Source organism: Undibacterium sp. Tian12W (assembly GCF_049339405.1).
Lineage (GTDB): Bacteria > Pseudomonadota > Gammaproteobacteria > Burkholderiales > Burkholderiaceae_D > Undibacterium.
In genome coordinates, this window is sequence record NZ_JBMPPK010000009.1 from 225,724 (window position 1) to 252,300 (window position 26,577).

Here is a 26,577-nt window from a genome sequence, read left to right on the forward strand (position 1 = left end):
GCTGTCGATCAGGTTAAAATTGCATGATTTATAGACACTGACCATCGTGTCTGACCACTCTCACGGATATACACATGTCGCGCACTGAACGCCTGCTACAACTGATGCAAATACTGCGCCGGCATCGCTACCCTGTCAGCGGAGCGGCGCTGTCTCAAGAGTTGGGGATTAGTTTACGTAGCCTGTACCGCGATATCGCTACCCTGCAAAATCAGGGCGCAAAAATTGCCGGTGAAGCTGGCGTAGGCTATGTCTTGCAGCCCGGCTTTACCCTGCCACCCTTGATGTTCACTGAAGAAGAGATTGCCGCGATCGCCTTGGGTTCGCGCTGGGTGGCGCAGCAGGCAGACCATAAACTGGCACTGGCAGCACGCGATGCGCTGGCAAAAATTGCCTCAGTCTTGCCAGCAGAAGCCAGGCTGGAACTGGAGACCAGCGGCCTGTTGATAGGCCCCAGCAGCAAGAACGCGGGCAATGATGAGCAGTTGCGCGAGATACGCCTGGCCATACGCAAGCAACACAAACTGGTACTTGAATATCAGGATGAAACAGGCAAGGCCAGTGAACGCATCATCTGGCCCTGCGCCCTGTCCTTCTTTGATAATCTGCGCATCATCGTCGCCTGGTGCGAATTACGCAATGACTTCCGACACTTTCGCACTGACCGCATACAGGCCTTGCAGGTGGCAAATCAAACTTACCCACGTTCACGCCAGGCTTTGTTGAAAGAATGGCGTGAACAACAGGGTATCAGGGCTGAGCGTTGACTGGTCTGGTTGACTTTCGCAGCCCCCCTGAGCTCATGCCCGGCATCCAGCATACTTTGTCGTCTTGCAAATGACAGCAAGCCGTTCACGTGCAAACTTGACGGTATCACTGGCTGCAGCATATAGCTTGCTGGCCCGATCCAGATCCACTGCTTGTTGTGCCAAACCTTGCTCATAGATTTGCGCCAACAAACTCAGTCCGGCAGGATCATTTTGAGCAGCGCTTCTGGCGGCCCAATAATAAGCCTTTTCTTCATCTTTACGAATGTCCCGCCCGCCGTGCAAATACAGGTCAGCCAGACTGCTTTCTGCACCAGGCTCTTTACCGTCAGCAGCTGCCTGCAACCAATCGACTGACTTTTTTTCGCTATCAAGGATGCCTTGCGCTTTTTCATATAGTCGCGCAAGCTTGAGCTGTGCTTCATGATTCCCTTGCCGGGCTGCTAATTCATAAAAATATAGGGCTTTACTGATATTCGCAGCATCACCGCTGGCATAGTAATTCCCCATCATTAATTGTGATTTAAGATGTCCTTGATCGGCTGCTTTGGCATACATCTCCAACGCACGCATCAGGTTGGCATTAACGCCATTAGCAGGATCAAAAATCCATGCCAGTTGATAAGATGCCTCTCCACTACCTTTATTTGATGCCAGGCCCCAGTAGTAGATAGCTTCATTCACGTCCCTGGTATAACTTCCTTTCCCGCTGAAATACCCATCTCCAGCCTTCATCAATTCAATGACGCTAAGGCGCGTATCCTCCTGATTATGATGAGCAGTATGTAAGGGCTCACGCTTGATCATCATCGCAATTGAGAATACGATGAATAGACAGAATAAAACATACAGGAAGAACATAAACCTCAAATAAGGAGATTCCTTCTTATTGATCGCTGCGTTTGCCGAAACAGTTTCTTGCGCAGAAACTGCTTCCCTTTGTGCAGCTTCATGGCTGGCATACCAAGCTTTTATATTTTCCCTGCTGCTGACCATCATAGTCCACACCGGATACATCTCATGTATGCGCGATATCGTCGGAAGATAATCTGTCAAGTATTCATGACCTGGCTCACGCTCATACCTTGCCTTCAATAACAAGGACCAATAGCGGGAACGGACGCCATGGTCATTTTTATTGAATTCAGACTGCTCAAGCAGTGCGACACTCAATATATGACCAAGCTCACCAAAATTCAGTAAACGCTTCTTGTCACTATCCCATCCAAAATGCTCGCTCACAATTTCAAACAGTTCACCATTTCCAGGTTGCCAGCCTTGTACAAGATATTGCGCCAGTGCTAGTTCAAATGCGAGGCTTGTTTCCATATGGATAAGGCGTGGATCATCAAGTGCCTGTAAAAAACGCCTGTCGACATATGCGTGCTCGTGACTATGTTTGCGCATGTCTTCCAACATGTCGGCGATAAGCTGGCCAGCAATCATAGTAGGATCGCTAGCGTCAGCAAGTGCGGCTCCGGCATCCTGGATTACCGGTTGCTGGTTGCTGAAATCAAGCGTTCCTACTGGCACTGCCACTGCCAGAGTGCTATCACAATTGACCTGCATATCAACAGGAACAGGCTCAGTTTGTTGCGCCTGGTTCTGCATCCATGTCAGTGCCGCTTCAAACGCAAGACGCAGAGCCTGAAATCCTTCAAGATCAGTTTCCAGATTGATGAGTTTCAATTGGCGTGCGTAGACGCGTTTAATGGCACGTTCATCCGCATCTGCAGGCAAATCATATTGAACAAAGAAATCAGGCAGCTTATTCATGGATACTTATTGTGCCTTGGTCACAACAGATACGGTACTGACGCTTACTGACGCAGGTTTGCACTCTGAAAACTCCTGTTTTTTGCATAAGCGCTGCAAACTTTTTTCAGCTTCCTTATCACCATGATCCCTGGCCTTGCCATACCACTTGGCAGCTTCAGCAAGATTGATCTTGTAGGCCCCCAGTCCCTGCTCATGTACCAGACCAAAGTAGCGTTCACCGCTGGCGTCACCATGTGTGGCGCTTAATGAAAACCAGTTGGCGGACTTGACTTCATCCCTGGGAAACCCATACTCCCCACGCAAATGAAACTGCCCCATCAGGGATTCGGAATAGGCAAAGCCCTTCTCGGCGGACGACTTGATAAGGCGCGCAGCTACTGCCCTGTCTGGCTTTATTCCATATCCATGATCTATCATATAAGCCAGCTTGAACTGGCCGAGTGCATCGCCCTGGTCTGCGGCTTTTTTGTAATGTGAAAAGGCTTCCTGGTGATTGGGTTTGTCACCCATGCCATCCATCAAAAGATCGCCGACGATGATGCTGGCTTGCGTATTGCCGAGTTCAGCTGCTCTCAAAAACCACGCATATTGCCGCTGCTTGTCGGCAGGCGCAAATTTGCCGTCACGGTATAGCCAGCCCAGGCGATAAGCAGCTTTGCTGCTATCTTCTCCCGCCAGAGTTTCCAGAGACCGTACAGCCGTCTTGAGATTGCTCTTGTCTTCCTTGCTCAGCGCCAGCAAGACTTCTGCTTTCTCAATTCGCTGCTCCAGCGTCAACCTGGAATCAGGCTTATCGAGATCGAACGGCATCCGGCCTGCTGAAGTAAATTGACCAGGGTCATACTTTGGTGTTGGTCTGTCCCTGCCAGAAAACATGCCAAAAAACACAAAAACAGCAATGAATATCCAATAAGCTGGATGCCCGGTGTTGTCCTCTTTTGGAACATATACCCGTTGGTCACCGATGGGTTCCTGGGAATCAATCTCTTCGGCTACTGCGGACCATTGTGCAAGATTTTCTCTGCTTGTCACCAGCAGCAACCAGGAAAGATAGCTAGCCTGCATATGGCGCAACAGGCTTAGATTCGCTTTCAGGTAATTCAGATGAGGGAATTTTTCTTTTCTGATTTTTGTGACCAGGGCCCATAGTTTTGCACGGGTCCTTTTATCTTTGCGATAAAACTCAGCGGCATCGGTCAGCGCGCGGTCAATGACACGGCCTGGCCTGCCGAGTTGCAGCAAACGCTGACGGTCTTTTTGCCAGCCAAAATTTTCTACCGCTACATCAAACAATTCACCATTGCCGGGTTGCCAGCCCTGTAACAAATAATCTGCCAGCAAGCCTTCAAAGATCAAGCGTGTTTCCATGTGAAACAGGCGCATATCGTCCAGCAAGGCTGTCAGGTTTTGTCCGGCGAAATCATCTTCACTGTCATCACTGGTTTCACTTGCCTCACTATTAGCACCATCATTTCCACTCTCGCAATGGAGGCGCATTGCCTCCAGCATTTCATTGAAGATTTTCTTTGCGGCTGCTTCCGGGCTGACAATTTCTGTTTTTCCAACGACGACGGTTTCTTGCTGCATTTGTGCAGCAAGAATTGCATCTTCTGCCTGACCCGCTATGGCGGCATCAGGGGCAGGATTTTCATCTTGACCGCCAGCGACCTGAGCGTCCTGAGCGTCCTGAGCGACATCAGCGTTCTCTTGCGACGACATCTCATCAGCGACTGGCGTATCCTGTAATGCAGGAGTAGTTTCCTTATTATCGGCCACACTTGCAATGCCATCGTCTTCCGCCTGCGACAGTACCTGCGACATTGCGTGCAACTGGAATTGCCCTTGAAACTGATCCCTGTAGCGCAACCAGGACAGTGCAGCTTCATATGAATCACGCAAATCCTGAAAACCCTGGAGGTCTTTTTCCTGGTCTATCTGTTTCAGTTTTCGTGCATAGGCACGCTTGACTGCGCGCTCGTCAGCATCGGCGTTTAACTGATTTTCAATAAAGAATAGTGGTGGATTACGCATGAGAATATAGTGTCGGTCAAACTGGTGCTGCTGGTATTTGTTATTGCCCTGGCAGGAGTTGCATCGTCATTTTTGCGTCAAAGAGACGCTCAGGTAGCAGGGCGATAGTTGGCAAGATTACCTCTCCCTGCAATCCATATAAAAACCGGACTGACACAGACTCTTTAATCTCTTGCCGGCTTCTGCATCCCCTTGCCTGGCTGCCCTGCCATACCATTGTGATGCAGCGAGACGGTCCTGGTTGTAACCACCCAGGCCTTTTTCATTGATGAGCCCAAACATGCGCTGGCCAATTGCATCATTCTGGCGGGCACTCAGCATGAACCAGTAGGCGGCCTTCTCAGTATTGGCATATGCACCGTACAAACCGTTCATGTATATCAGGCCCAACTCACTTTGTGCCACGGCCTGGCCTTTTTCTGCTGCAGCAGTCATCAATTCCAGTGCACGCTTCCGGTCTTTTTTGACGCCAGTACCATCCAGGTACAAATGCGCGAGCTTGATCTGTGCCAGGCTTTGCCCCTGTTCAGCAGCCTTGCTGTACCAGCGTATGGCTTCGTCCATGTTCTTGTTGGTACCACGTCCTTCAAAATAACAATCAGCCACCATGACGACAGCATCCAGATGGCCTTGCTCCGCCGCCTTGGTGAACCACTTAAGAGCCTCAGCATCATCTTGCGCTACCTGCTTGCCATCACGGTACAACCAGCCTAGTTGATAGGAGGCTTTGACATTGCCCTCGCTGGACAATTGCGCCAGTTCCTGCACAGCTTTTTGCAGCATTTCTGCACGGTTACCGGCACGGCTTAATGCACGGCTGGCAGCATCAAATCTGGCTGCGGGAGTTGTTGGCACAGCTTGCCTGACTACCGGTGGCGGTGTCACTGTCTTGGCATCTTGTGCGATCAATTGCACGATGAGGAGCGCGACGACACACAAAAATGCAGGAAGGAAGTAGCGCCTCAGAGGCCTGCGCATGGCAGTATAAAACCTGGTTTTCGCTGTGGCCCCATCATCTTCGCCAGGCACTGAAAACGCACCGCCAGTCCCTTCGGCCACCTTGTTGCGCGCCTCGATTTCTGCGGCTTCCTTGAGTGCCTTTGCCCTGGCGACTTCCTGTATTGCCTCAAATTGCGCTTTCCAGATATTGAAATTATCCTTGCTGGTCACCATCCATAACCAGACCGGATACAACTCATCAAGCACCAGTAGTTTTTTAAAATTGGCGACGAGATAGTCCTCGCCCGGGTTTTTATCCTGCCTCAGTTTTTTCAACAAGTCCCATTGCGCCTTGCGCAGATTAAGAGGCCTTTGAAAAAATGCCTGCTTTTCTTTATAGGCACGTTCCAGTAAATGGCCACGCCGGCCCAGGCTTAACAGGCGACGCCTGTCCTTGTCCCAGCCAAATATCTCAAAGGCAGCATCAAACAGCTCACCGTTACCGCGTCGCCAGCCTCTGGACAGATAGGCGGCCAACAGGGTTTCAAAGACGTAGCGCGCATAATTGCCCGCCAGGCGCGGGTCTCCCATGGCAAGGCGCAGGTGTTTTTCGGCATACGCTTCTTCATCAACATACTTGAGCATGGCCATGAGCATTTCAGCAAAAACACGCTCAGCCTTGCTGGCAGCCAGTTGCTTGTCACTGTCTTGCATGGCTGGTGCGGCACTGTCCGGTGTTACCATTTCTGTCTGTTCTGCTACAACAGCAACTGGCTTTGCCTCTGCCGTGTGCGTGTCAGGTGCTTGCTCTTTTGGTGTCAGTGGACGCACCGGCTCAGCATTATTTTTGGCAGCTTGCTCTTGCAGTACTGCGCCCGCCTCAGATTGCTCAGACACGGCCTGATTCTGACTGGCTTCATCGGTGCTATGCGGCAGCCTGCCACTGTCCCTGTGCTTTATCCAGGCCTGAGCTTCTTCATAGGCTTCACGCAATGCCTGAAAGCCAGGAAGATCCGTTTCCTGGTCTATTTTTTTCAGGTGCTTTGCATAAACACGCTTGATGGAGCGTTCGTCAGCATCGTCAGGCAAGCCGTACAAACGAAAAAACGACGGGGTATATTCCATGATTCAATTCACCAGCATCTGCATGCCCACTTTAATTCAGTTGCGGGTCAAAATCAGAATGCAGGTGGCTATCGCTTTCTATGGAATTAAGCATGTCGGAAAATTTCTTCTTGGCCGGATTGATGTGGCGCGGATTCTGCGTTTCCAACACGCCTTCAAACTCGGCTATCTGTACGCTCAACCACGAGCGCAACTCTCCCCGCACCTGCTGGTATATGCGGTCGGCCCTGGCCAGCAGGGTGCGCATTTCCAGCGTATCACGCGGATGCATTTTGATTTTTTCAAGCTCGACAAAACGCTGCCTGATCTCTTCATCAGTAAGCATGCCAGGATTACCCTCAATGATAAGCACATGGCTTTCAGTGCTATTGTTGACATTGGCCCTGACCTCAAGCAGGCCATTGACATCATAGGTAAAACGCACATCGACGGCCTTCTCTTCGTTGCCGTCCGGCTGCAGGGGAACATCAAGCTGGCCGAGTAAGATATTGTCTTTGACCAGGCGCGATTCACCCTGAAAAATTCGCAGCACCACACTGGTCTGGCGCGCATCCACAGCACGATAATGGCCAACACGGCTGACCGGCACTGCCGTATTGCGCTCAATGACAGGCGAAAAATGGCCATCAGACGACTTGCCGTCAGCCAGGCGCATGCAAACCTCTACCCCGAGTGAATAAGGTGCCACGTCTGTCATGACCACTTCTTCCAACGCGGCATCTTTCATCTTCAGGCCAGCCTGGACGGCTGCGCCCATGGCGACGACTTCGTCCGGGTTGATCTCACTGGTAGGGAAGCGGCCAAACATCAGTGTCACCAGGCGTTTGATGACGGGCATGCGGGTTGCCCCACCGGCCAGCACGATACTGTCGAGTTCATTGGCGCGGATATTGGTATCGCGCAGAGCACGCTCTACCGGTTCGCGCATACGCTTGAGCAAAGGGGCGCAGAGTTTGTCCAGAGCCTCTTCATCGATGTTCATGCTGAGATCATTGCCATCAAGCTGGATTTGCACTGTAGCTTTCTGGTCAGTCGACAAGGCACGTTTGGCGGCCTCGGCAGATGCACCCAGTCTTTGCATGAACATGGGGTTATTGCGCAGGCTGCTGGAGAGACTATTGCGCTGGAAAAACAAATCTACAATCGCATTCGTGACATCTTCACCGCCGAGGAAATTATCGCCGGCAGAGGCGCGCACCTCCATGACACCTTCAAACAATTCCAGGATGGACACGTCAAAAGTGCCACCGCCGAGATCAAATACGAGGAAGCGGCTTTCACTATCAAGCTGGTGCATGCCGTAGGCCAGTGCTGCTGCACTGGGTTCATTGAGCAAACGCTCGACTTTCAGGCCGGCCAGCAAACCCGCAGTGCGGGTCGCTTTGCGCTGGGCATCAGAAAAATAGGCGGGCACGGTAATCACGGCTTCTGTCACCGCTTCCCCCAGAAAAGCTTCAGCATCGGCCTTGAGTGATTTCAATACCAGCGCAGACAATTCTTCGGCACGAAAATCCTTTTGCCCCAGCCTGACTTTCTTGTCGCTACCCATATAGCGCTTGAATACCGAAGCCGTGCGCTCTGGATGGGTCTGCAAACGTTCCCTGGCGGCCTTGCCGACGAGAACAGTACCGTCCTCATCCAGACTGACGCATGAAGGTGTAAGCGTCTCGCCAAGACCATTGGGCACCAGTTGCGATTTACCGTCTTTCCAGACAGCTACCAGGCTATTTGTTGTTCCTAAATCAATACCGATGATCATGCCGACACTACTCCCGCGCTGATACCACGCTCAAATCAAATAAAGTGTCATAACATAAACCAAAATGAGTAATTTTTGCGCTATGCAGCAAAAATAATTTACCCGTGATGCAGGCATGCAGGTTTTACCCCACCCTGAAGTAGGGCAAGATCGCAGTGAATGACGGAGGAAGAAGAATCAAACGCGGGAAATGCAGATAGGTGTCTGGATAGCAACATCCAGACACCTGCTTGTGTCAACCCAGCATGCCAGGGTTGCCAGCCACACCGATCAGGCGTGGTGTATTCAATTTGCGTGGCGTGATCTTTTTATGCGTGCGCAGCCATTGCGCCACCACGTTCCACACCGGCTCGCCCGTGGCACCTTCTGCCACGGGTGCCCAGCCAGCGACCTTATACGTCTTGTTGTCAGCCAGTGGCTGACCGTTCAGGCGCATGTCCTGTATGCGTTTGCCCATGGCTGCTACCGGTTCTATGGCATAGGTCAGGCCACCGACGCGCACCATGTCCCCACCTTGCTGGTAATAAGGGTCAGGGTTGAACAGATTATCGGCCACATCTTCCAGCACGGTCTTGATGGCTGCACCTGTCATTTCTGTGACGGTGGTATAGGAATAAGTCGTGGCGGTCTGGTCCATTACATGTTCCATCGTAATGGCACTATTCGGCAGCAGAGAGGTACCCCAGCGGAAGCCGGGTGAGAAAGCGATTTCAGCATCCTTGACTTCCATAAGGGCATCGACAATCAACTGGTCAAAGCTGCCGTTAAAATTGCCACGGCGGTACAACGTACCCTCTGTCAGCGCCAGTTTTTCACCCAGCTTTGCCGCATAAGGTGCACGGATTTTTTGTATCAGTGACTGCATGTCAGCATCTGCCGGCAGAAAGTTCGCAAACACCGGCAAGAGCTTGTACTGGAAGCCCTGTATGCGCCCTTCTTTCACATCAAAATCGAGCACGCCAAGGAACTTGCTATTGCTGCCCGCATTGGTTACCAGGGTCTTGCCGCCGCCATTTTCTACGATGACAGGTGCAGGCATGCCGTCGTGGGTATGCCCACCGAGTATGGCATCAATGCCGCGCACGCGCGAGGCCATCTTGAGATCGACATCCATGCCATTGTGCGATAGGACGACGACCACCTTCGCACCCTTGGCACGCGCCGCATCGACGGTCTTTTGCATATTCTCTTCCTGTATGCCAAAGCTCCATTCGGGCACCAAGTAGCGCGGATTGGCAATGGGGGTATAAGGGAAGGCCTGCCCGATGATGGCGACTGGCACACCATTCATTTCTTTCATGACAAAGGCTTCGAAAACCGGGTCACCAAAATCGGTAGTCTGGATATTTTGTGCGACAAAATCGACCTTGCCCTTGAAATCATTGTCGACAATCTGCTTGACGCGCTTATCACCGAGCGTCATTTCCCAATGCGCTGTCATGACATTCACACCCATCTGCAAACAGGCATCGACCATGTCCTGCCCTTTCGTCCACAAGGCCGTGGCTGAGCCTTGCCACGTATCACCACCATCGAGCAAGAGCGCACCGGGCCGGTTGCCCTTGATGCGCTTGACCAGCGTTGTCAGGTGCGCAAAGCCACCGACCTTGCCGTAGGTTGCCGCCGCCTGTTCAAAGTTCAGGCAACTAAAGGCATGTGCTTCTGGTGTATTGGGCTTGATGCCAAATTGCTTGAGCAAATGTTCGCCGACCAGATGCGGGCTTTTGCCAAATGCTGCGCCTATGCCCAGATTGACACTGGGCTCACGAAAATACAGCGGCAACAACTGCGCATGACAATCGGTGAAATGCATGAGGTGGACATTACCAAAGCGTGGCAGGTCGTAGAGTTTATCTGCAACAGGATTAGCGATGGCAGCCTGCGCATCTATCTGCATGCCACCTGCGGCGGCGATGGCCATTACTTGTAAAAAATCCCGACGATTCAGACCCATGGTGATTTGCTTTCTGATTTTGGTGTTGCTTTGTCGTTGATTTTGACGTTGCTGTTGATTTTGACGTTGCTGTTGATTCTGAAGTTGTCGTTGTTTTTGACTTTAATCCGCTTCGGACGTAGCAATTTGTGCGTCACAGAAAATGGATCAGAAAGCTTCGTTGTTTGAGCGCAGCGAGTTTCGAAGCTTTCCCATTTTTTGTGATGCACAAATTGTGCTGGAGCGTAGCGTAAGCACCCGAAGGGCAAGTCTGCGGTCGCCTTTCTTTGATTCCTTTCTTTGGCGAAGCAAAGAAAGGAATTCGGCCGCCGGGCCGAGACCCGGCTTGTGTCCGCGAAGGGCAATCGTTTTAATCAAGGCACACGGTTGTGCAAAGAACGCCACTGGGCTCCAGCCTGCGCTGGAGCGACGCAATTAAAGTCAGAGACAGTAACTTACACATGCTCCGACGATAGCTGCGTCAGAACAACAAAGCCGAGCCACTACTTATTCACCGGCGACTCACCATCCAACAACAGCGCCATCACATCCTTCAACTGCGCCTCAGTCAATACCCCGTTATGCCCAAACCGCGGCATACGGGAACACGCGTTATAGGCTTGCGCGTTATACAGCTTACCCCAGGTATATTTCACAATCTCCGGGCTGGTACCGCGCAGCTTGCCGTATTGATAGAGCGAAGGGCCGATATTGCCGAACGAGATTTCTGTCTTGCTCATCTGGTGGCAGGCATAGCAATTGCCGCCATTGACTGAGCCGACTGCGTCCGAAGACTGCATGCCACGGCCATTCTGGGCGATTTTTTCGCCATTCTTCCAGTCGCCCATATACTGGCCATCCGCAGGATATTTTACAGTGGCGAGTTGTGCCTGTTCGAGCTTCTTGGCTGGCTTGGCTTTCAAGCCTTGCGGATTGGCGCTGCACAGGGCCTGGGCTTCATCTTGTTGCACCATGCGTTCCATGGTGGCAGGGCCTTTGGCTTTGAAATCAGCTTTCATCATTTCCAGTGCAGCTTTGGCATAATCTGGTTCAGCGGCAGAAACCAGTGCCGTGCTACAAATCGCTAACAGCAAGATACTGATATGGCTTATTCGTGAATTTATGCGTAAATTTTTCATGCCTATCCCCTTAGCGTTTCAATGCAGGTGCATTCATGACCGCGCCATCGGCAGATTTTGCCAGGAACATGGTCAGTGCAGTGATGGTGTCTGACGCATAATCAGGCACGGGGAAACGTTGCTGGCGGAAGCAGTCATTGAGCCTGTGCTGCATGGTCCTGACTTCACCTTGCGAAACGCGGTAAGCGGGCCAGGTCGAGTAGGCAGCCTGGGCGTTTTCCTTGTTGTTCAGATTTGGCAAGTCTTGCAGACGTATGCGCTGGCCATCTGCAGAGTGGCAGGATGCGCAGGCAAAATCATGGGAACCGGCGCGGTAATAGAATATCTTCTTGCCGATTTCATAGGCCTGTTTTTCTGCCGGATGTTTGGTGCTGATCGCTAGTTTCATGCCGCGTGATTCTGCCGTCAAAAAAGACACCAGTGCTTCGATATCAGACGGGTTACCGGCAGAACCAAAAGGTGTTTTCACCGCTTGCTCACGTGTCAGGCCTTGCAGGTTCATGCGGCAGTGCATGAGGCGCTGTTCCAGGTCCATGACCTTGTTGGTGTCTTTAAAATAGCGCGGTAATTCTGCATACGCGCCCTTGGTCACGCCTGGGCCCTTGCCCAGATCACATTGCTCCAGCGACGTCTGATTGGGGCCAAGCTTTTTTTGCCAGAGTTCCTGGCCGCGCATTTCCCATAACTCTGCCGGGTTGCCATCGGCCAGCATCTGGCGGTATTTGGCAATTTCTTCAGTTGCAGAAGTTTGAGAAGCAGCTTGTGCCTTCGCAGAACCAGACATTGCACACAACGCGACACAGGCCGCTAGCGGCACAACTTGCGCAAGTTTAAAGACAGCATGTGACATAGTTTTATCCTATTCAGGCGATGACGGCTTCATCACTACGCTGATCACCCTTGTTGTCTGTCCAGGTAACCGATACTTTTTCCCCTTTAACACCGCCTTTGAACTTGAAGGACAAAAACGGGTCTTTGGATACAGAGGGGCCAAATTGCGCGTCCAGCACCAGTTTGTCTTTCCATTTTGCTTGCAGTGTCTTGATGAAATGGGCAGGTACGACTTTGCCTTCAAGGTCCTTGCGCTGACCTGTTTCCATATCGTGACGTATCAATACTTTTACCTCGACAGCTTCGCCTACAACTGCCGCCCGAATACGCATAGGATCGCCCATGATGTCTCCTTTTTTTGCTAATTTTAAATAGATACTTGATTAAGACAGGTCAAGACCTGAAAGCTCACCACAGAGGCACGGAGACACAGAGGTGCACAGAGAAACCCGCTTGTATCTGCTTCTCCAGGCTTACGATGCATCACAGTAGCACCTGACCTGAAATTCTAAAAATTAACCGCCGCAACCACCCAGAGTAACCTTGATCTCTTTTGATGCCACCAGCCATTTACCATCAGCCTTCACCAGGGCATGCACATTCGACGTTTCGCCGACCTTGACACGCGTTCCTACCTGGGGTTCAGTACCTTCGGGTATGGTAAATGCTGCCGACATGGCATTTGGATTTTTTTCAATCAAGATCGCAATGTATTCTGTATTGGCGGCCTTGCTGCTGACGTTAACCTGAACCACGGCACCATTTTCTGCAATGTCCGGTGCGCCAATGATGACATCAGCACTGACGGCAGGGCTGCCAGCACCCAGCGCAGTATACGCATCTTGCAGGCTCTTGGCTTCAAAGGCCTTGCCTTGCCATTCGGCAGCAAACACATCAGACGGTTTCAGCAAGCCTGCGGCAAAGGCCAGGCCAAACACTGTGGATATGCGTAAAAAATCACGGCGTTGCTGGCCGTCATCGTTGATCTTGAATGCCTGCTTCATTACTGTCTCCTGAGTAAGCGAACTGCCGCTATATTGCGAACTAAAAAAGTTTGATAAGCTTAACGCGAAATCGTTCCATCGATATGACATTCCTGAAAAAATCCCGGCTGTCTGCTAAATCTTACTGACGCATGACCCAGTCCAGCATGGTCTTGATGTCTGCATCCTTGATATGGCCCTGTGGTGGCATGGGTATATCACCCCAGGCACCACTGCCGCCCGCCTTGATTTTTTTGATCAGATTGGATTCCGCATTGGCGTCACCCTTATATTTTGCAGCGATCTGGGCAAAGCCGGGGCCGACTACTTTGTCCTTGACGCCATGGCAGGCCGTGCAGGCATATTGTTTGGCCAGTTTCAAACCTTCATCTGCGGCTGGAGCACTGACTTTGACAACGGTAGCCTTGTTCAGATCGACGCCGCGCACGGCACCGACAGTGCGGTTCTGCTCTACCGGGTTGCCGTTCGCACTGCGGGCAAAGGCTGGCAGTTCAGAAGTGATCTTGACTTCTTTCAGGCAGTCTTTCATGCAGGCAGTGTTCTTCACATCTGGCTTGCCACTGGTTTGCCACAGGCCATGTTTCTCTATCATGCCATTGCGGTTGGGCATGCGCTTTTGCACTTCGGCGATGTTCTCGTCCGACATGGTAAAGTCGTCGGCAACCACCCCGCCAAGATTTAGGATATAAGCGGTGACTGCATACACTTCATCGGTGGTCAGAGTCTTGGGTGCATTCCAGGGCATGGCACGGTTGATGTAATCCCACAGCGTGGAAACCGTCGCTACCTTCATCAGGGTGGTGCGTTGCGGCTGGCTATTGCCAGTCAGTGCGGCAACGCGGCCATTCTTGACATCGTCTTTTGTCGTGCCACCGACGATGGGAGTGAAAACCTGGTTCGATTCACCAAAGGTGCCATGGCAGGAGGCGCATTTGCCATCCCATATCTGCTGTCCCTGATCGACACTGCCGCGCCCTTTTGGCAAACCCCTGAAGTCGGGGCGCACATCGATGTCCCAGGCTGCGACTTCTTTGGGGGTCGCAGCACGGCCTATATTGCTATAGTCTGCGGCACTGGCGGCAAGACTGAAACCAGCCAGCACAAGGATAGATAAAGACTTGCGTAATTCAGGCCACTTGTACATTACTGACCTCACCGTCTTCATTGATTTTCCACGATTGAATCGCATTATTATGATAAATCGATTTGGTGCCGCGCACTTCGCGCAACTGGTTGATCCTAGGTTGTACATAGCCGGTTTCATCGATCGCCCGTGATTGCAAGATCGCTGGCCCGCCATCCCAGTTCCAGTCCATGTTGAAGCGGGTCAGGCATTTGCCGAGTATTGGCCCTTCCAGCCTGGCGGTGCGCCAGCTACGGCCACCGTCGGCAGACACATCCACGCGCTTGATCTTGCCACGGCCAGACCAGGCCAGACCGGTGATATTGTGAAAACCTTTTTCCAGCAGCATCTGCCCGCCAGAAGGCGTTGTGATGACGGATTTGCATTCTTGCACCGAGGTATATTGCCTGTGCAGGCCGCTGGGCTGCAGATCGATATAGTGAACGGCTTCGTCCTTGGTGGCCCAGGGCTGGTCACCGACTTCAATTCGGCGCAGCCATTTCACCCAGGACACGCCCTGCACACCGGGTACGACCAGGCGCAGCGGATAGCCATTTTCAGGGCGCAGCATTTCGCCATTCATGGCATAGGCAACGATGACGTCATCCATGGCGCGGGCGATGTCGATGGTGCGCGTCATGGCCGAGCCATCACCACCTTCGGCCAGCACAAATTTGGCTTTCTTGCGGTCTATGCCGCAATCATCAAGCAGGACGGACAAGGGCACACCTGTGTATTCACAGCAGCTCAGCATGCCATGGGTGTATTGCACGGTGGGCACAGCGACATTGCCCCATTCAGTCGCGCTGTTCGCGCCACATTCTATGAAGTGCATGCGTGAGACCGATGGTAGGCGCATGAGGTCGTCCATGGTATACACCTTGGCTTCGCGCACTAGGCCGTTGATCATGAAGCGATGCTGTGCCGGGTCTATATCTATCCAGCCCTGATGGTGACGTTCAAAATGCAGGCCATTCGGTGTAATGATGCCAAAGAAGCCCTGCAGGGGTGCGAATGACACCGAAGCCTGAGGCACCCGTGTGAGACCAGGTGACTGGCGGCGTTGCAGGTTACTTTCAAACTTGGATGGCTGGCCATAGCCTTGCATGACAACCGGGTTGCCCAGGCTTTTGGCATGATCTTGCAGATTCAATATCAGCGGGTCGCCATCGCCTTCCACCGGTGCTGAGGGTTTGGCAAGCACAGCGCCAGATGCTAGTGCTGCTGTGGCGGCAGCAAAGCTCTTGCGCAAGAAACCACGCCGCTCATCATTCAAACCTTGCTCTGTAATCGCTTGGCGCAAAGGGGCATCCAAAAAATTCTCAGGCGCACGACGCAAAAGACCGGTTTTTTTTAACTGGATAGACATGAGACTGAAACTTTCCAATGAGATACTGGTTCAAACTGCACCTTTAAGCTACCACCAATCATTAGCCGAGTAGTTTATGCTCCAAGCACAGTTTTCACGATCTGTTTTTGATCAAGCTCAAATTATACTATTTGCGCATATAATTAAATAAGAAAATGTAATAAGCAAATACTTTCTTTGATGCAATGCACAAAATATCGATGCTTTGGGTCAGGCAAACTGCATTTGTGATAAATTCTTGCTCTAGCATAAACATGCAAAATCAGCAAGATGAACCTGAAAAAACTTTTACCCATATCGCCAGCGGCAATTCTTCTCTTTGTCCTGATATTGGCGGGCTGGACTTGTTCTGCCCTGTATTTCGGCCATTCTCTTGTTGCATCCAATAAATCCTTGCGCCTGCCCGAACTGGGGGCAGCAACAGGCGCACTGTGGGAAAGCCATGAATGGTGGCGTCTGCTGGTCTCGCAATTCCTGCATGTGCATTTCCTGCACATGCTGTTCAATGCCTTGTCCATACTCATCATTGCCAGCAACCTGGAAAAGGCAAGGGGCTGGCTGGTCCTGCTGGCGCTTTACCTCATCGGCGGAACAACCGGACAGATCGCCAGTGTCTGGTACTACCCAGCACTCGTCACCGACGGTGCCTCACAGGCGCTGATGGCCTTGTGTGCGGGCATGCTGGTCTTGCAGCCACGCAGCAAAGTAACCTGGTTTGCTGGCCTGGTAGTCGCCATACAAGTGGCGCTGGATGTGCATGCGATAGCAGCTATCAAGGCCGGGCATTTGTTTGGGTTTATCGCAGGATTACTGGTCAGTCTGCTGATTGCTGTGCGACAAAAAAATCAGCTTGCAAAAGAAAATGCAGCTTTATGATGAGGCCGCATGTGCCTTTGCTGGTAAGCCAAACCTGCCCACCATAAATTCTATAAACGTAGAAAGCTTGGGCGTGGGCTGCCTGTCGCGCGGATACAGCAAATGCATGGGGCGTGACGCAGGCAAATAGTCTTGCAGCAGCGGCACCAGTCTGCCTGCGGCAACCTCACTCGCGAGCAGCAGTTCAGACTGCATGACGATACCAAAGCCAGCTACGGCAGCACTCTTCAAGGCCTGGCCATTGTTCGAACGCAGGCGGCTGACGGGGATGTCGGTGACGTCTTCGCTCAGGCGCCAGCGCACATGCTTGTTCCAGTGTAAAAAATCCAGGCACTCATGCGCTGTCAGATCGGCAGGAGTCAAAGGTGTGCCCTTGCGTTGCAGGTAGGCAGGCGCGGCGCAGATCATCATAAGGTAAGGCCGCAACGGGCGGGCAATCAGGGTGGAGTCTTCCAGCCTGCCTATGCGTATGGCGGCGTCATAGCCATCTTCTACCACATCCACCAGTCTGTCATTCATGTGCAGGTCGGCACGCATCTCTGGATACTGTGCGAGGTAATCAACCATGGCCGGGGCCAGCAATTCACTGCCAAAGGTCACGGGGGAGGTAATCTTCAACACGCCACGGGCACCGCCGCGCATCCTGGCGGCACCGGACTCTGCCTCGCTGATCTGCGCCAGTATGGCCCGGCATTGCTCCGCATATTGCAAACCCAGTTCGGTCAGGCTCTGGCGGCGCGTGGTGCGTGTCAGCAGGCGCGCAGCGAGCAGTTCTTCCAGAAACTGTATGTGCTTGCCGACCATGACAGGCGAGATTTCGCACTGCACAGCAGCAGCCGTAAAACTGCCTGCATCAACAACGGCGACGAATACTTCCATGCTGCGCAATTTATCCATTACCCGCCTCAATTACTAACCATGAGTTTGCAATATATGCTTTTCTTAGACGTTTATCCACATTAAAAATCAGAGCATACTTAATTCCAGGGAGAATACCCTTTCAAATAACTCAACCATGCAACAGGACTTACGCAAAATTGTCCCAGCAAGGCTTCAGCGACGAAGACAGTACTTTAGTACGGCTAGGAGCTGCAACGCAGCTGGGGCGGTTTTGCGTAAGTCCCACTAAGGAAAACCATGAAACTCATCATCATCGGTGCCAACGGCACAGTAGGCAGCGCCATCAGCAATGAACTAGGTGCCCGTCATGAACTTATCCGCGTTGGCAAGAGTAGCGGTGACATACAACTGGACATCAGCAACAGCGAACAGATACAGGCATTGTTTGCCCGCACTGGCAAAGTCGATGGCGTGGTGGTTGCGGCAGGCCATGTGCATTTTGCCCCTCTGGGTGAAATCGAAGAGCAGCATTACCATATAGGCCTCAACAATAAGCTCATGGGCCAGGTGAATGTTGCGCGCATTGCCCAGGACTATCTGCACGATGGCGGTTCTATCACGCTGACTAGCGGTTTCGTCGGCGACATACAAATACGTGCTGGCGCGAGCGCCGCCATGGTCAATGGTGCCATCGAAGGTTTTGTGCGTGGCGCAGCGATAGAATTACCACGCGGCTTGCGCATCAATGTTGTCAGCCCCGGCTTGCTGGAAGCCTCGGTCGCCGCACTGGGCAGTTTTTTCCCTGGCTTTGAAGCAGTATCAGCAAAACGTGTGGGGCTGGCTTATGCAAGGAGCGTGGAAGGCGCGCAAACCGGGCAGGTTTACGCTGTGCGCTAGACAGGTTTATGCCGTGCATTGGGTAGGGTTACGCTGCGCGTCGGGTAGGCAGGACTTATCAAAAAAATAGCACAAAACAGCGATTACCAGTTAGCATGGATCTGCAATGCCGCTGGCAGCAAAACCTGCCAACGGCCATCATTCATGCGACCGGGAGTGCTACCTTGAGTAATGAAAACTTTGATGCCCCCATCTTCATAGAAGATGGGCCCTACATAGACTTGCTGCCTGGCATATATCCCTATCTGTATAACGAGCGCGGTCACTGCAGGCAATTGCGCCAGGCTTTTGGCACCGAGATCAGCATCGCCAGAGATAATCCCGATCTTGAGCTGGGCACAAAATACAAGGGCATCAGCCACCAGCCCAAGACCATACCGAATGATGACCACCCTTATCAGATTACCGAGTTCAATTTCAAGGTGGCCGAAGTCCATTACGAAGCCATCACCGCCACCAGAGAAAGCGTGCAGGCCTTTGGCATGACGCTGCTCAAAAGCGGTGAATGCCTGCGCTTTGAATACGAGGGCATGATCATGGCCCAATACACTTATGGCAAATGGGCCGGTCACCAGTCTCCCTACATAGGTGGCCGCAGGCGGCGCGAGTTGCTGACTCATAATCCCACTGACCTCGAGTTCCATGACTTTCCTCACATTTTCTTTTCGCAGGATGACTTGCCGCTGGTCATCAGCGTGGCACGGTGGCGCCCCTATGTGCAAGAAATCTCGTTCGCAGACTTGTGGGTGGCACCGGGTGATGCCATCGTCCTGCCGCCCAAGACCAGGCCAGCGCCACCCGAAGGGCAACTGTCAGAAGAACAGGCGAGGCGCATCATCATAGACCTGCACGGCAACCGCAATTCTGCCCTCGCTTGCTGGGGTAGCGACAAGGCAGCACTGATAACGACCACGGTGCTGGGCAACGACCTCACCATGCAAACCCGTGCGCCGAATTACCATGAAGAACAGCACCCCAGCAAACACCCTTACCCTGGCAACAGACTTACTGAGTGATGACATCGGCCTCATCGTATCGCGTGAAATGCGGTATGAAGAGCCGGGGTTTTAGCGCATCGCTTTCACACTTATACTTTTCCAAAATCCTTGATCTTCTGACAGTATTTGCGCTAGCATCTGTATTGCGAAGGCTCAGACTGGGCTTCCTTCTACAACCTGAAACAGCCCGGTCGATTTCCTTCGCAACTTATTTCTTCACCTGATTTTATATCAGGGATACTTTGATCATCAGCGGAAGTTGGCTCGGGCCCTCTTCCGTTTTTTGTTGGAAGCGTGCATGACTTTGCCATTTTCTGCGACACAAGCTTTACTGCTCAGAAGAAAACATCTGGTTTTTGTAGACGCAGGCACAGGCGCCAGCCTGCTGCCAGAGTCCCATCTGCAAGCTTTTGAAATCAATCTGGCGAAACTGGGTTATGCCATCTCCACCCGCCTGCGTCTGGCCTTGCAAGGCCAGAGTGCCAATACACTGACGCAAATCCAAAAACATGTATGGAAAGTTTTACTGGAAAAAGTCGGCGGCAATCAGCAGTTGATGCCGCAATTTCGCCGTTTCCCTGAAGATGTTCCCACAGATACGCAGGCACTGTGGCGTCAACATGTGCTCAGTCACTTCCTGCAACTACCTGATCAGCCCTGTCTGTTCTGTTCACAAACTGGCAGCACACATGTATTGGCGCCTTGTGAGCATGTGGTCTGCGATCATTGCTATGACGGTAGTAATTATTCTGCCTGCCCAATATGCGGCCAGCAAACAGAGTCATCAGCATTCTTCAAGCCAGCCCTAGCACGCCAGCAGCCAAAAGAAAATATTATTTTCAAGCTGCTGGATCTGGGCCAGGATGTAGATGCCGCAGCAAAAGAATTCTTGCACAGCCTGTGCGAGCGCAAGCAAGCCATGTCCCCCGTGGACAAGGACGACTTCACAGCCATCGTGCAAGAGTATGGAATGGCAGTCATACCATGGTTGCCGGAAGTCATACCCGTGCGTGAAAACATTGCCCTTTTGTTTGGCAACTTGTTGACGCAATGTGAACCTGCCCTGGTCATGGATGCAGCAAAATCATATATCAGCACTGCCACCGATGTGCTGCGCCTGATCGCAGCCTATTCCGGCGCTGACCCCGCCTTACAGGGCCAGACTGTTTACCGGCAACTCGCTATAGCAGAAATGCGTGGCGTCAAAAAATACCGGCCATGGTTTGAATCCAGCCACTGGCTCGCCTGGGCCAAACGCCACACCCATACGCAAGTCACCCGGCTGGTCAAACGCTTTAAAGTTGCCAAACTGAGCCGCCCACTACGCAAGTCGCTTCTAGGCTTCATGGAAAGCCTGCGTCCTGATTTGCTGACTGAAGACATGCTCAGGCACAGGTCGTATTGGGTGTGGATGGGCGAATTCCTGCATCCTCATGAATACAAAAACCGTTACCCTCAGGTAGCAGCCGCGTTTACCATCATCCGCAAAAAATCTGCTGATGGTACACCCGCACCCGATTTCCAGACTTATTATGGCAAGCTTGAAGCCAGCCTGCGCCTGGGCGATGCAGTTGCCATGGCTGGCTTGCTGGCGCAAAGGCCGGGGGAACTGGCGCGCCGCCTGGATTTATTATTGCGAACTGCGGGTACCGATGAAACGGCACTTGCCCAGGTCAAGTCTGCTTTTCAGAAAGCACTGCCACAATTTGCCACGCCTGTATTGCTCACCTTACTGGCTCACCTGCCAGTAAGGACGCAGGCTGTCAAAACCAGGATATATTGGCCCAAGGGCCAGGTCGCCAAAGCTGTGTTTGCACCTGAGACCAGAGCAAACCTGGACGCAAATACCATAGCAGAAATAGTCGCCGCGCTGGAAGAACAACTCATGCAGCGCTTTGCTGAAAAACCTCACTATGATCAATTCATCATAGACCGGGCATTACAAGACATCATCGTGCCGTTCAATGAGAGAACTGCGAGCAAATCTGCGATCAGCCTGCCACGTGGCTCCAGCATTGCTGTGACACCAGAAAAAACAGCACGCCTGTTTTTACACTGGTGCCAGCCTGAGAGCAATGCCAGCCGCACTGACCTGGATTTGTCAGTCGGTTTTTATGACACTGACTGGCAGTATCAGGGAGTTTGCTCTTATTACCAATTGCAGTTGCATGGCAAAAATGGTCAGCATATCGCCCGCAGTTCTGGCGATATCACCAGTGCCCCCTTCCCTGATGGAGCCAGTGAATTTGTCGATATCGATCTTGAAGCTGCTCAACTGCAAGGCATACGCTATGCAGTGGTGGTCCTGAATAATTATTCAGGTATGGCCTTTGAAGACCTGGAACGTGCCTATGCTGGCATCATGTTCAGGGACGATGTTCAAGGACATCATTTTGACCCGCGCACGGTCGAGCTCAGGTTCAATCTGCAAGGTGGAAACGGTATCTTCCTGCCCATGGTCATCGACCTGCAAGAGGCGCGCCTGCACTGGCTGGACATGTATTCCACAGGCATGTTCGCCATGAATAATGTCGCCAGCTCAAACAATGCCATCACCACCATTTGCCCCGAATTGATCACCTACTTTGCCAGCGGCACGCGTCCATCCATGTATGAGCTATGCCTTCTGCATGCTGCCGCGCGTGGCCAGGAAGTGCTGGTACGCGGCAAGGACTTGCAGCGTTTTATTCGTGCAGAGAATGAAACCAATGCGGCATTTCTGGCGCGCTTGCGACGTGATTCTGGTCAGTACTTACCAGCAGATGCATTGCGCTTTGAGCATGGCATTTTTGCAGCCCTGTATGAAGGTAACCTGCCCCTGCCCGAAGGCAGTGCCATCTTTGCCCTGAAACCCGCAGCCATCACAGGAAATCTGGCTGCCAGCGATCTGCTAAGTTGAGCGTGCGCTGACAGCTGAAAAGGGTTCATTCATCATCCAGCCCCTTGCCATCCAGGATCTGCGGAATCGCTTTTTCCACTCTTGATTCGCGGGTCTTGGATTGCTTGGCGGCTGAGAAATGCAGCAGGTATGCTCTTTGTCGCCCAGGGGTCAATGATTCAAACGCTTTTTTCAAAGCGGGCATGCCGTCAAGCTTGATCTGGAATTCTTCAGGCATATTGAATTCCGTGGTCTTTTTGAATTCTACCTTCAGCCCGGCTTTTTCTACTGCAATCGCATCCTTGATGTAAGCTTTGATTGCAGTTTTTTTCTTGCTGATTTCTTCAACGCTGGTGAAACGGAGTTGCCTCGCCGCCTGGGTATTCTCGGTCTGCTGCACCAGCAAACCCTTGCTGTCTTTTAGCAGTGCTCCCTTGAAAAACAGCAGGGCGGCATATTCCTTGAAGACGTGAATGAGGACGATATTTGTATCCTCATGCGTATAGCAGGGGTTGCCCCACTTGAATTCTTCAGTCAGCGGACATTCCAGGACTATGCTGCGCAATTGCCCGATTTCTTCTTTCCAGGTCTTGGCTTTACTGAGATAGGCATCGACTTTGGGGTTCATATTGTCTCCATGAAAAAGCTCGCTTGATTATCCGGCCACGCTGCTAATTTAGCATGCAAATTAGCAGTTATTCAAGTAACAGATTTCCCTGTCATCAACAATGCCGTCCCGCTCTGTCGCTACCACATTGAGCGGTAGCCACTCAGGGTGTCACAAGCCTGCCTGTGCGTACATCAAAAAACAGGCGTTTTTCGTCAGCAGTTTGAACTATGAATTTTCCATGCCCATCTATGCCCACTCCATAACCCCAGTAATAATGCGAAACAGTTTCTTTCAGGATGCGCTTGTCGGGAATAATCTCCTTCAATCTCACCTTGCGCAATACCTTGCCATGTTTCCAGAAGGTCAGCATGACCATGTCGTGACTATAATCCTGGGGAATCAGGTTCAGGCCATCATACTCAGTCACACAATATTCGCCATCATTGCTGATAGAGGGCGCACGAAACCAGCCAGACATTTTCCAGAGCAACTTGTTATTCTTATCCAGAACTTGCGTACCAAGGCGCGGATCAGAAATGATCTGATATTGTTGATTCTGGCTGGTGCGTGTGATTTTATGCGGTGGCTGCAAAGGAGAATCTGCACGAGCGTCACCCAACAATAAAAAATTGAGAAACAAACCGGCCACACATAAAGCCATAAAAGCGAAGGTCTTGTTTAACATTACAGACTAGCCCTAAACTTTTTTTATATTCAATGCCAGATATTGCAGCAAAGGCGCGACATGAGTCAGCATCAATGGAAATGCATGTGTCTTGTCATTTAGTATGTGTTTGCTAAATTCCAGATCTTCACACAGGCTGCCTATATTCGGTTCCTTAGCATCCTCAAGTATGGCGTATAAAGAATCGTCCGGCATGGCCCAGTAGTAGTCTTCGGTCAGCTCAACCTCTTTCAACTGCAGATCATCTTCCACATGCGACAATATGGAATTAATGATACTGCGCAATTCTGCAATATTGATGCTGTGCTTTACTTTGACTGTCATGCTGCTTCCACGCTGTTTCCGATATAGTCTTTACCAAAACTTAGTCACCACTTAGGTGTAATCCGCTCACCTGGCAAGACTTCATAAGGATGGGCCCAGCCCGGTAAGGCACGCAGGCGATCGAGCCAGGCGACGATGTGCGGGTAGCGGTCTGTGAGTTTGTAGCCACTCTCTTCTTCAGGATAAAACAGGTAGGCACTCAGGGAAAAATCGGCAATCGTCGGTGCATCACCGACCAGGTATTCACGGTCTGCCAGATGCTTGTTGACGATAGTGAAGGCATTGTCTATGCGGCCCAGCAACCAGGCTTGCACGGCAGGATCAGGTGCCGCAGGGCCAAAGGATTTATTGAAGCGGTAGCTGGCAAAATAGCTGGTGAATTTGTGGTTATCAAATAAAAGCCAGCGCAAGACTTCGAGTTTTTCATCTTCATTCTTGCCACCAAAAGCGCCATGCTTGTTGGCGAGGTAGGTAAGAATAACGCCTGATTGTGTCAGCCTGCGATCGCCATCTTCGAGAATAGGCACTTCCCCCATCTGGTTGGCTTGTTCGCGCCAGTCATTATCACGCGTCATGCCAGTGAACATATCGACAAAAGCGTTCTCGAAAGGCTGGTTCAGTGCGCGCAATAAAAAAGCGACCTTGAAAGAGTTACCTGACTGGCAGAGGCTATGCAGTTTGTACATGATGCTTGTCCTTGGGTGGAAAGTGAACAGGCATCTTACCAAGATTTATCGATTGTGCATAATCACCACGGTCACCCCGCCATAGCCTTCAAAAAAACTTCAGTTGGTGTATCTGCCGGATAAAACAATTCCACGCACAGCTCATGCAGGGTGATGTCGCGCGGGCTGCCAAAAGTAGTCAGGGTCGTGAACAGCGAAAGTTCATGACCATGCAACTCCATGATGCAGGGTATCAGCAAAGAGGGTTCTGTCGCTTGTGTGACGGGTGTTTGCTGTTTGAGGGTGATGACATTGGGATAGGCATGCACTTCTTCTACCAGGGCGATGATGGCTTCATCACGGGCACTCAGCATCAGCCTTTGCAGGACTTGCAAAAGATAGCTACCCCATTCTGCAAAGTTTTTGGTAAAAGCCGCAAAGCCTTGCGGATGCAGACTGGCCCTGAAGATATTGATTTCTGGTGTCAGCAATTCTGGTGGCAACAGGCTCATGAGTTTGGCAGCCGCACTGTTATGCAAGACCACATTCCAGTGCCTGTCCAGCGCGACACCGGGGTAAGGGTCATGGGTATCGAGCAGGCGCTGCACAGCGGCTTTGGCTTGGGCCATGCGGGCCGTATCTAGCCCCTGTTCGCTATAGCGCGGTGCATAGCCTGCCGCCAACAGCCAGGTATTGCGGGCACGCAGGGGCACATCGAGCTGGCTGGCGATGCTCATCAAGAGTTCTGCGCTGGGGCGGGAGCGTCCCGTTTCTACAAAGCTCAGGTGACGTGGCGAAATATCGATGTCCAGCGCCAGTTCCATCTGGCTTATTTTGCGTTGCGTGCGCCATTCACGTATCAGGGTACCGACTGGTGCCTCTGCCTGTTCCGCTGTCGCCAATGTGAGATGAGCCATTGCGCTTCCCTTAAGAAATATGGATACCTGATGCATTATCCCTGCCCTGTTGCATGAGCGCCATTACCTGTCAGGTAATCGACTCGCTGCAAATGTAGAGCGAAACTGCAATCCCCTCAACTGTTTTTGGAGATACATCATGTCCACAGCTTCTAATACATCTGCCGCAGTCAAATTGCATGCCCCTGCCCTGTCCCTGCGCACCATTCTCGCACTGGATGCGTTGACCGGTCTTGCCATGGGCTTGCTGCTGGTTGCCGCGTCTGGCCTTTTGTCTGGCTTGCTGGGCTTGCCCAAGGATTTTTTGTTCATGGCAGGTGCCAGCCTGTTCCCTGTTGCTGCGCTGGTGGGTTTTACCAGTCGTGCTGGTGGCGAAACAAAGCCGCCTGCACCACTGGTATGGATCGTCATACTCGGCAATCTAGGCTGGGTCATCGCCAGCATATTGACGATGGAAGTCTGGTTTGAACCCAGTATATTGGGATTTGTTTTTGTCAGCGTACAGGCACTGGTGGTACTGGCTTTCAGTGTGCTGGAATATCGTGGGCTACGCAATTAAGGCCCTCGTGCTTGGTACTGAGGGGCAAGCCTGGCTTGCCTCTTACTGTTCAAGCAAAATTATCGGAATTGCAATACACTGAAATACTTACGTATTCCATTTTGCTATTGACCTTAAGCCTGCAATGAAACTAGCTGCTCTCAAAAAACTATGTGCCAGTTATGCTGGTGCCCGTGAAAGACTACACGATACGCCCAGTAATATACTGGTGTATAGCGTAGGAGAAAAATCCTTTGCCTACTTCAAGACCAGCGAACCTGAGCGCTGGCGTTTCAGCATACGGGTCACACCTGCGCGCTTTCTCGAATTGACTGATATGCCGGGCGTAAAACCGGCACGCTATATGGGACGCTTTCATTGGGTGACCATCGTCGCTGTCGAGCAATTTCCGGAAGAGTATTTGCGGGAATTGCTCAAGTATTCTTATCAAAAGGCTTTGTCGGGCTTGACGAAGAAAAAGCGGGAAAAGATTTTGAAAGATGAAGTTGCTTGATTTTTGCAGCTACCCACCGGACTGACAGCCCGATGG

At 51.8% G+C, this 26,577-nt stretch carries 24 protein-coding genes; 7 read left to right on the top strand and 17 right to left on the bottom strand.

Features of this window, described 5'->3' with window-relative positions; all coding sequences use genetic code 11:
- Positions 1-74 precede the first annotated feature (74 nt).
- Positions 75-767, top strand: a complete 693-nt coding sequence (locus ACO0LI_RS13525) for a helix-turn-helix transcriptional regulator (RefSeq protein WP_422951494.1) — start codon at positions 75-77, stop codon at positions 765-767.
- Positions 768-800: 33 nt separating this feature from the next.
- Here ACO0LI_RS13525 and ACO0LI_RS13530 read toward each other — a convergent pair whose 3' ends face one another.
- From ACO0LI_RS13530 to soxC, 11 genes are all read right to left on the bottom strand, one after another.
- Positions 801-2,543, bottom strand: a complete 1,743-nt coding sequence (locus ACO0LI_RS13530) for a tetratricopeptide repeat protein (protein WP_423032974.1) — start codon at positions 2,541-2,543, stop codon at positions 801-803.
- Between the two features lie 6 nt (positions 2,544-2,549).
- Positions 2,550-4,577, bottom strand: a complete 2,028-nt coding sequence (locus tag ACO0LI_RS13535; protein ID WP_423032975.1) for a tetratricopeptide repeat protein — start codon at positions 4,575-4,577, stop codon at positions 2,550-2,552.
- A 117-nt stretch (positions 4,578-4,694) separates the two neighbouring features.
- On the bottom strand, positions 4,695-6,641 hold the full coding sequence (locus ACO0LI_RS13540; protein WP_423032976.1) for a tetratricopeptide repeat protein: 1,947 nt from the start codon (positions 6,639-6,641) through the stop codon (positions 4,695-4,697).
- A 31-nt stretch (positions 6,642-6,672) separates the two neighbouring features.
- On the bottom strand, positions 6,673-8,400 hold the full coding sequence (locus ACO0LI_RS13545) for an Hsp70 family protein (RefSeq protein ID WP_423032977.1): 1,728 nt from the start codon (positions 8,398-8,400) through the stop codon (positions 6,673-6,675).
- Positions 8,401-8,635: 235 nt separating this feature from the next.
- Positions 8,636-10,348 (bottom strand): thiosulfohydrolase SoxB, encoded by a 1,713-nt coding sequence (gene soxB, locus ACO0LI_RS13550; protein ID WP_423033012.1) that lies wholly within the window; start codon positions 10,346-10,348, stop codon positions 8,636-8,638.
- Positions 10,349-10,836: 488 nt separating this feature from the next.
- A complete protein-coding gene (soxX, locus tag ACO0LI_RS13555) occupies positions 10,837-11,472 on the bottom strand; it encodes a sulfur oxidation c-type cytochrome SoxX (protein ID WP_423032978.1) in 636 nt (211 codons plus the stop codon).
- Positions 11,473-11,482: 10 nt separating this feature from the next.
- On the bottom strand, positions 11,483-12,322 hold the full coding sequence (soxA, locus tag ACO0LI_RS13560) for a sulfur oxidation c-type cytochrome SoxA (protein ID WP_423032979.1): 840 nt from the start codon (positions 12,320-12,322) through the stop codon (positions 11,483-11,485).
- A gap of 13 nt (positions 12,323-12,335) precedes the next feature.
- Positions 12,336-12,647, bottom strand: coding sequence for a thiosulfate oxidation carrier complex protein SoxZ (soxZ, locus tag ACO0LI_RS13565; protein WP_162042322.1), 312 nt, complete (start codon positions 12,645-12,647; stop codon positions 12,336-12,338).
- Positions 12,648-12,818: 171 nt separating this feature from the next.
- Positions 12,819-13,307: a thiosulfate oxidation carrier protein SoxY gene (gene soxY / locus ACO0LI_RS13570; protein WP_423032980.1), complete on the bottom strand. Its 489-nt coding sequence runs from the start codon at positions 13,305-13,307 to the stop codon at positions 12,819-12,821.
- A gap of 121 nt (positions 13,308-13,428) precedes the next feature.
- On the bottom strand, positions 13,429-14,451 hold the full coding sequence (locus ACO0LI_RS13575) for a c-type cytochrome (protein WP_423032981.1): 1,023 nt from the start codon (positions 14,449-14,451) through the stop codon (positions 13,429-13,431).
- A complete protein-coding gene (gene soxC, locus ACO0LI_RS13580) occupies positions 14,435-15,799 on the bottom strand; it encodes a sulfite dehydrogenase (RefSeq protein ID WP_423032982.1) in 1,365 nt (454 codons plus the stop codon). Before soxC ends, ACO0LI_RS13575 begins: the two co-directional genes overlap by 17 nt.
- A 270-nt stretch (positions 15,800-16,069) precedes the next feature.
- Here soxC and ACO0LI_RS13585 point away from each other — a divergent pair, with 270 nt between their 5' ends.
- Entirely contained in the window at positions 16,070-16,675 is a 606-nt protein-coding gene (locus ACO0LI_RS13585; protein ID WP_423032983.1) for a rhomboid family intramembrane serine protease, read from the top strand.
- Here the strand turns inward: ACO0LI_RS13585 and ACO0LI_RS13590 are convergent.
- Positions 16,670-17,572: a LysR family transcriptional regulator gene (locus ACO0LI_RS13590; RefSeq protein WP_423032984.1), complete on the bottom strand. Its 903-nt coding sequence runs from the start codon at positions 17,570-17,572 to the stop codon at positions 16,670-16,672. The two genes, ACO0LI_RS13585 and ACO0LI_RS13590, sit on opposite strands and share 6 nt — an antisense overlap.
- A gap of 240 nt (positions 17,573-17,812) precedes the next feature.
- Here ACO0LI_RS13590 and ACO0LI_RS13595 point away from each other — a divergent pair, with 240 nt between their 5' ends.
- From ACO0LI_RS13595 to ACO0LI_RS13605, 3 genes are all read left to right on the top strand, one after another.
- Entirely contained in the window at positions 17,813-18,412 is a 600-nt protein-coding gene (locus ACO0LI_RS13595) for a short chain dehydrogenase (RefSeq protein ID WP_423032985.1), read from the top strand.
- A 95-nt stretch (positions 18,413-18,507) separates the two neighbouring features.
- On the top strand, positions 18,508-19,428 hold the full coding sequence (locus tag ACO0LI_RS13600; protein WP_423032986.1) for a hypothetical protein: 921 nt from the start codon (positions 18,508-18,510) through the stop codon (positions 19,426-19,428).
- 280 nt (positions 19,429-19,708) lie between these two features.
- Positions 19,709-22,309 (top strand): MXAN_6230/SCO0854 family RING domain-containing protein, encoded by a 2,601-nt coding sequence (locus ACO0LI_RS13605; protein ID WP_423032987.1) that lies wholly within the window; start codon positions 19,709-19,711, stop codon positions 22,307-22,309.
- Positions 22,310-22,334: 25 nt separating this feature from the next.
- Here ACO0LI_RS13605 and ACO0LI_RS13610 read toward each other — a convergent pair whose 3' ends face one another.
- The 5 genes from ACO0LI_RS13610 to ACO0LI_RS13630 all read right to left on the bottom strand — a co-directional run bounded on the left by ACO0LI_RS13610 (position 22,335) and on the right by ACO0LI_RS13630 (position 25,489).
- Positions 22,335-22,916, bottom strand: coding sequence for a YdeI/OmpD-associated family protein (locus tag ACO0LI_RS13610; protein ID WP_423032988.1), 582 nt, complete (start codon positions 22,914-22,916; stop codon positions 22,335-22,337).
- 142 nt (positions 22,917-23,058) lie between these two features.
- Positions 23,059-23,583: a hypothetical protein gene (locus ACO0LI_RS13615; protein WP_423032989.1), complete on the bottom strand. Its 525-nt coding sequence runs from the start codon at positions 23,581-23,583 to the stop codon at positions 23,059-23,061.
- A 12-nt stretch (positions 23,584-23,595) separates the two neighbouring features.
- Positions 23,596-23,907, bottom strand: a complete 312-nt coding sequence (locus ACO0LI_RS13620; RefSeq protein ID WP_423032990.1) for a hypothetical protein — start codon at positions 23,905-23,907, stop codon at positions 23,596-23,598.
- A 44-nt stretch (positions 23,908-23,951) separates the two neighbouring features.
- Positions 23,952-24,593 carry a glutathione S-transferase family protein gene (locus ACO0LI_RS13625; protein WP_423032991.1) on the bottom strand — a complete coding sequence of 214 codons (642 nt, stop codon included), beginning with the start codon at positions 24,591-24,593 and terminating at the stop codon, positions 23,952-23,954.
- A 71-nt stretch (positions 24,594-24,664) separates the two neighbouring features.
- Positions 24,665-25,489, bottom strand: a complete 825-nt coding sequence (locus tag ACO0LI_RS13630) for a helix-turn-helix domain-containing protein (protein WP_423032992.1) — start codon at positions 25,487-25,489, stop codon at positions 24,665-24,667.
- A gap of 139 nt (positions 25,490-25,628) precedes the next feature.
- Between ACO0LI_RS13630 and ACO0LI_RS13635 the strand changes: the two genes are divergently transcribed.
- Positions 25,629-26,048 (top strand): hypothetical protein, encoded by a 420-nt coding sequence (locus ACO0LI_RS13635; protein ID WP_423032993.1) that lies wholly within the window; start codon positions 25,629-25,631, stop codon positions 26,046-26,048.
- Positions 26,049-26,172: 124 nt separating this feature from the next.
- On the top strand, positions 26,173-26,541 hold the full coding sequence (locus ACO0LI_RS13640; protein WP_423032994.1) for an MmcQ/YjbR family DNA-binding protein: 369 nt from the start codon (positions 26,173-26,175) through the stop codon (positions 26,539-26,541).
- Positions 26,542-26,577 lie beyond the last annotated feature (36 nt).